Annotated in this window: 5 protein-coding genes and 1 tRNA gene (1 of these 6 cut by a window edge); 3 read left to right on the top strand and 3 right to left on the bottom strand. The window is 54.4% G+C overall.

Features of this window, described 5'->3' with window-relative positions; all coding sequences use genetic code 11:
- Positions 1-30, top strand: a tRNA-OTHER gene (locus tag HMPREF3178_RS28115) (it extends 48 nt beyond the left edge of the window).
- Between the two features lie 820 nt (positions 31-850).
- Here HMPREF3178_RS28115 and HMPREF3178_RS28110 read toward each other — a convergent pair.
- Both HMPREF3178_RS28110 and HMPREF3178_RS28105 read right to left on the bottom strand, forming a co-directional pair.
- Positions 851-2305, bottom strand: a complete 1455-nt coding sequence (locus HMPREF3178_RS28110; protein ID WP_004103542.1) for an AMP nucleosidase — start codon at positions 2303-2305, stop codon at positions 851-853.
- Positions 2306-2437: 132 nt separating this feature from the next.
- Positions 2438-2695: a histidine kinase gene (locus tag HMPREF3178_RS28105; protein WP_004103541.1), complete on the bottom strand. Its 258-nt coding sequence runs from the start codon at positions 2693-2695 to the stop codon at positions 2438-2440.
- Positions 2696-2869: 174 nt separating this feature from the next.
- Between HMPREF3178_RS28105 and HMPREF3178_RS28100 the strand changes: the two genes are divergently transcribed.
- A complete protein-coding gene (locus HMPREF3178_RS28100; protein ID WP_175438968.1) occupies positions 2870-4405 on the top strand; it encodes an alpha/beta hydrolase in 1536 nt (511 codons plus the stop codon).
- Here HMPREF3178_RS28100 and HMPREF3178_RS28095 read toward each other — a convergent pair.
- Complete coding sequence (locus HMPREF3178_RS28095) at positions 4397-5329, bottom strand: nucleoside recognition domain-containing protein (protein WP_024274425.1); 933 nt, start codon at positions 5327-5329, stop codon at positions 4397-4399. The two genes, HMPREF3178_RS28100 and HMPREF3178_RS28095, sit on opposite strands and share 9 nt — an antisense overlap.
- 226 nt (positions 5330-5555) lie before the next feature.
- Here HMPREF3178_RS28095 and pagP point away from each other — a divergent pair, with 226 nt between their 5' ends.
- The gene (gene pagP, locus HMPREF3178_RS28090) at positions 5556-6131 is read left to right on the top strand and encodes a lipid IV(A) palmitoyltransferase PagP (RefSeq protein WP_070585646.1); all 576 of its coding nucleotides are present in this window, start codon (positions 5556-5558) and stop codon (positions 6129-6131) included.
- Positions 6132-6162 lie beyond the last annotated feature (31 nt).

The raw sequence follows: 6162 nt of genomic DNA, 5'->3' as shown, positions 1-6162 counted from the left end.
TCACTGGTTCGAGTCCAGTCAGAGGAGCCAAATTTAAGAAGCCCGCTTAAGGAAACCTAAGCGGGCTTTTTGCTTTCTCTTGCATAGTCACGATTGTGGCAACGCCGGGGCCTTGCCTTCGAACACGGTTTTAAAACCAGGATACCACAAGGGAAACGAGCCCGATCGCGACCGTCCAGAAAAATATAGTTGCTATTAAAATAAACAGGCGGATATTCCCTATGGTTAATTTCATAAAACTGTCTTCCATACTTTTACGAAAATAGTACATTGCTGATGGCGACCGATAAGCTTATCCATGATTGCATATTGGCGACATGTGCAATTTTATCTGTTGTGGTTGAGTAACAAGATATTTGTTGTAAGTAACCTGACGCTATTAAATGATGATTCGATAGCAGAGTAGCGGCCATAGATAACTCTTTGATTATTTTGATCTCTCTTGAGCGCTGCCTGTTCTGTATGGCAGTTTTGTTACACATAAATTTTTTTAATTAATTTAAGGGGTTATGAGACGTAATTCAAGTGTTACCCAGTCTGCTATTGTGCGTTATATGACCATGCGGCAATTGATATAGATATGTTAATGGAATATTTACTTTTATAATCGGCGTGGCAGTTTTTAATTGCGGAAGTTAGCACAATAATATTTTGAGACAAGCAGTGTGGCTACGGTCAGAGAAATAGTTAGCACTAAAGAAATAAATGTTTTAATTTATAGCGAAAGGGTAATGGTGATTATCCCCTGGTCCGAATGACTCTCTTTCTCTAACGCTCAGTCCGGCGGGTGGCCGCGTAAATATGTCACGCCATCCGGACTGAGTTTATTCTGCTCGTGTTATCTATGCGCTTAACGGAACGGCGGTTCGTTGAAGGTTCTCAGCTTGCGCGAATGCATATGGTCGCCTTCGGCGCGTAGTAGGTCAATCGCCCGAATACCAATCTGCAAATGTTCGGAAATCGCCCCTTCATAGAAGCGGTTAGCCTGTCCCGGCAGCTTGATCTCACCGTGCAGCGGCTTATCGGAGACGCACAGTAGGGTACCGTAGGGAACGCGGAAGCGATAACCCTGCGCGGCAATGGTCGCGCTTTCCATATCGATAGCCACCGCGCGGCTGAGGTTAAAGCGCAGCGCCGAGGCCGAGTAGCGCAGTTCCCAGTTACGATCGTCGGTGGTAACCACCGTTCCGGTACGCAGCCGCTGCTTAACCTCTTCGCCGGGCATTCCGCTAACCTGCTTGGTGGCGTCGTAAAGCGCGCGCTGAACTTCGGCGATGCTCGGAATAGGGATATCCGGCGGTAGCACCGCATCCAGCACATGGTCATCGCGCAGATAGGCGTGAGCCAGCACGTAGTCGCCAATCGTCTGGCTTTCGCGCAGGCCGCCGCAGTGGCCAATCATCAGCCAGACGTCCGGGCGCAGCACCGCCAGATGGTCGCAGATGTTTTTAGCGTTAGCCGGGCCTACGCCAATGTTAATCAGCGTGATCCCCTGACCCTCTTTGGTGATCAGGTGCCAGGCCGGCATCTGATGCTTTTTCCACGCCAGATCGGAAATTGCCTCTTCCGGGGCCTCTGTGTCCGCCGTTATCCAGATCCCGCCCGCGCAGGAGAGGGCGATATAGGGGCTATCGGGATCGAGAATTTGGCTACAGCCCCAGCGCACGAACTCATCGACGTAGCGGGTATAGTTGGTAAATAGCATATACGGCTGGAAATGCTCAACCGGCGTGCCGGTGTAATGACGCAGGCGCGCCAGCGAGAAATCGACGCGGCGGGCGTCGAAGTGCGACAGGGGATAGTATTCCGTGGAATGGAACAGGCCATCGGCAGTCTCATCGCCAATTTGCGACAGCTCGGTGGTGGGGAAAAAACGCGTTAAGCCGGCGCTCATTGAACGGTCGAGCGTGAGCTCGGAGCCATCAATCACGTACGGATAGGGGATCTCATGCTGCGATAGCCCGACGGTAATGCAGGCATCGTAATCCTGATACAGCATGGTGAGCTGTTCCAGCAAATAGGCGCGAAACAGTTTAGGATTAGTAATGGTGGTGGTATAGCAGCCGGTATGGGTAAAACGGCCCCAGGCCCGGGTTTTTAAGGCTTTATGCTCCGAGCCGTCCCACGATACCGACAGCTCCGGGTAAACGAACAGTCCTTCCGCACGGGCGCTATTATCGGGAAGCGTATTATGGTGAATATATTCGCCGATAGCTTTACGCAGCGCATTGACCGATTTTTCATAGAGCGCTTCGAGTTGCGTGAGCGCTTCTTCTGGGGTCAGCCTGGCGGCTTTCTGGTTCATGACCTACTCCTTATTTCTGCTCTGCTGACGTTGTGCTTAGTATGTCACAGACTGAAACAGGCGTCGGACAATTTACCCCGCTTAGCTAAGAAAGTACTGAGATTAGAACCCGTTGAAGCTGGACACTATCCATTAACAGGTGGGGGCATTGTCGATAGCGGCCCAGCGATCGGCGCTAAAATGGGTGGCGTTGAGCACCTTTACGGTGAGGGTTTTATCGTTATTAATGCAGTAAAGCGCGTCCGCCAACGGCGTCAGCTTATCGCCTTCCTGTAGACGCCGGGCGCAGGGAGTCAGTTCCGCCACAATCGTTAACTGGCCGCTTTGCAGAACCGCCCAGGTATGTGTAGACGTTGTGGCCTCGCGTAGTTTTTTAATCCACCATTCCATTTGTTAATTCCTGACCGGTTACCCCCGGCGATAATTCCTGTTTGCATCTCATCTGACAATAAGAACAGGCAGTTGGTTTAGTCTATGTTTAAAAAGAGAATCGCAGGATCTGCTGCGCTCCGGGTAATAATCCCACCCGGTGGATAAAGAGATAATTCGGACAGAAATATGGCAATGATGCGTTTTACCCGGCTGCTGAATAAGTCGGGCTTAAGAATGGTCTCGATGGCGAAAAAAGCCATCATTGGTCTACTGGTGGTGGTGGTGGTCTTTTTTATTGGCCGCATTTACGAATCGCAGCGCGGCCCGGCGCTGCACCGCTGGCACACCTGGACGGCGAATGAAATGACCGCCAGCGAGATTGACCTCGCTACTTTTGCTGACTACCAGACGCGGGAAGCGACGATTTTCCGCGATATGAAAAGCCACGTTACCGATGCGCTGAGCGACGATGAAAAAACGGCGATTAACCGTTTTTACGCACAAAGCCTGGTCTATCCGGATAAGTTTCATCCGGACTGGAATCGCTCCTTTATTTTGCTGCCGCAGGGCAAACCGCGCGGCGCGGTGGTGCTGCTGCACGGCCTGACGGACTCTCCCTATAGCGTGCATTATCTGGCGCAGCGCTATCAGCAGCAGGGATTTGTCGCCGTCGCCCCGCGGCTGCCCGGGCACGGTACGGCTCCGGGCGCGCTCACCGCCGTGGACCGCGAGGCGTGGATAGCGACAACCCGTCTTGCGGTGCGCGAAGCGACGCGCCTGGCCGGGGATAACGTGCCGCTGCACGTGGTTGGCTACTCCAACGGCGGGGCGCTGGCGCTAAAATACGCTCTCGATAGCCTGGAGGATAAAGCGCTGCGCCGGCCGCAGCAGATAATCCTGCTGTCGCCGATGATTGGCGTCACCGCCTTTGCGCGTTTTGCCGGACTGGCCGGTTTACCCTCGGTATTTCCGGCTTTTGCCCGCGCGGCATGGCTGAATATCGTCCCGGAATTCAATCCCTATAAATACAATTCGTTCCCGGTTAAGGCCGCAAGGCAGTCATGGCTGTTGTCGCAGGCGCTGCAGCAGCAAATCGTGCAGGAGGCGCAAAATCATCGGCTTTCCGAACTGGCGCCGGTGTTAACGTTTCAGTCGGTGATGGACTCCACGGTGAGCACCCGGGCGGTGGTAGAGTCGCTGTATCGCTATCTGCCGGATAACGGAAGCGAGCTGGTGATTTTCGATATTAACCAGGCGGCGAATCTACGCGCGCTATTCCGTCCCTCGCTCTATTCGGCGGTGAATACGTTATTGCCGCCGGCGCCGCGGCCCTATGCCACCACGGTGATTACTAACGCTGCCCCCGACACCTACGAGACGGTGGCCCGCACCACGCTTGCCGGAACGCGAAGCGAAACCGTGACGCCGCTGCATCTTGCCTGGCCGCAGGATATGTATTCGCTGTCGCACGTGGCGGTGCCGTTCCCGCTGACCGATTCGCTCTATGGCCGGGAACCGGCGGAGAAAAATCGCTACGGGATCAGCATCGGCACGATCTCTTTGCGTGGGGAAACCTCGACGCTGAGCGTCGGGCTGGATACGCTGATGCGCGTGACCTCCAACCCGTTTTTCCCGTGGATGATGGTGAGGATTGACCATCATATTGCCTGCAGCGAGCAGGCTGATGTCGCTGCCTGCCTCCGTCCGGAGTCGGTGGCATCAGAATAGCGTCAGGTGCATCACGGTGCGGATGGCGATCCCGGCGATAGCGCCGGCGGCGGCGAAGCGGAACAGGCGCACGAAGCGCGAGCTGACGCCCAGAAAGATACCGATACCCGGGAGGTCAAACGTCTGTACTAACAGACCTGCCGAGGCGTTGATCTGGCTGATGGTCACTTTTCCCTGCTGCACGAGTTCAGAGATCACGCCGAAATAGGCCGTCCCGCCAGCCACGCATTTGACCAGCGCCGGGAGCACGAAGTTAACCGGGATGTTCAGCCACAGCAGCAGCGGTAGGAGCAGACGCTGGAGCATCTCAATCAGGCCCGCCGCCTGCATAAACCCGACGATAGCCAGCGACAGGATCAGCATGGGCACCGCGCCGAGCGCCAGGCGAATCGCGTCGGAGCCGGCGCTGTTAATCACGGCGATAATCCCCTGGCTGTTCTGTTCGGCCTCGGGCAGCGCTTCGGCCCGCGCGTTTTCAACCATCGATAGCCTGCGGCCGGTGATATGCCAGGTCACCGCGGCGGCGCACAGTCCGCCGACAATGGAGATAACGATAGAGGCCAGCCAGTGCAGGCCAAAGGGCGTTAATGGATAGAATACGTTGCCTTGCCCCATGGCAAACAGCATGGCCAGCGTAGCGGCCATTTGCCGGTCCGAGGCGCCGCGTTTATCCATAATGGCAAGGGTCGCCAGCGGGGCGGCAAAGCTGACAAAATTCATCTGAATCAGCGCAAATGCGCTCATTCCGGTTAAGCCGAACGGCTTGAGCAGCGGCGCGAGCCAGCGCACGATGATATCCAGCACCCCGCGTACTTCCAGATATTTCATGACGATGAGCATGACAACCATGATTGGCAGCAGCGTATAAAGGGCCACATCGACGGAGGTTTTTCCCGCCGACATAATAATGCTGATGAAGTCCATCTATTTCTCAATCACTGCGGACAGAAAGGATAATTAGCGTCATCATAATCCCACCAGCAAGGAAATGAAATCACCGCAGCGGCTCTCTCTGTCCTGAAATGGGGCCGCAACTGGACTTGCCATTATCGCCGGCCAGCGCACAAAATTTCTTGGCCGATATTTGCAAAGCCTGTTTTTTGTTCTCAAACTGAATTAACACCGGGCGGTTTTCTTTAAGGATAAAACTATGCAACGTTGTCTACGGGTAGCGTGGGGAATTGTGTTTATTTTCGCCTTTTCGGTACAGGCTGAAACGAAGATATATGGCGAGCAGCGCATCAGCGGCTGGTGGAGCTGGTTAAAAAACGATGTCTCGCAGACCTGGAATGAGCCGCAAAACTACGATCTGTATCTTCCGTTTCTCAGCTGGCATAACCGCTTTATGTACGATAAAGAGAAAACGGATAACTATAATGAAATGCCGTGGGGCGGGGGTTTTGGCGTTTCCAGATATAACGCAGAGGGCAACTGGAGTTCTCTCTACGCCATGATGTTCAAGGATTCGCATAACGAGTGGCAGCCGATAATCGGCTACGGCTGGGAGAAGGGGTGGGATCTTGATAGTCGCCGCGATTTTCGTCTGGGACTTGGCGTTACCGCCGGGATCACCGCCCGCGATGACTTTGCCAACTACGTACCCCTGCCGATTATTTTGCCGCTTTTTTCCGCCAGCTATCGCCGTCTGAGCGTGCAGTTCACCTATATTCCCGGCACCTATAATAACGGCAACGTGCTGTTTGCCTGGCTGCGCTACGGTTTTTAAATGCGCTGGCGGTCATGGCCTGAATCGGCGA

The sequence above is a fragment of the Klebsiella sp. HMSC09D12 genome, from assembly GCF_001808475.1.
Classification (GTDB): Bacteria; Pseudomonadota; Gammaproteobacteria; order Enterobacterales; family Enterobacteriaceae; genus Klebsiella; species Klebsiella oxytoca.
The sequence above is the reverse complement of the archived record's forward strand: the minus strand, read 5'-3'. Positions and strand labels throughout refer to the sequence as shown.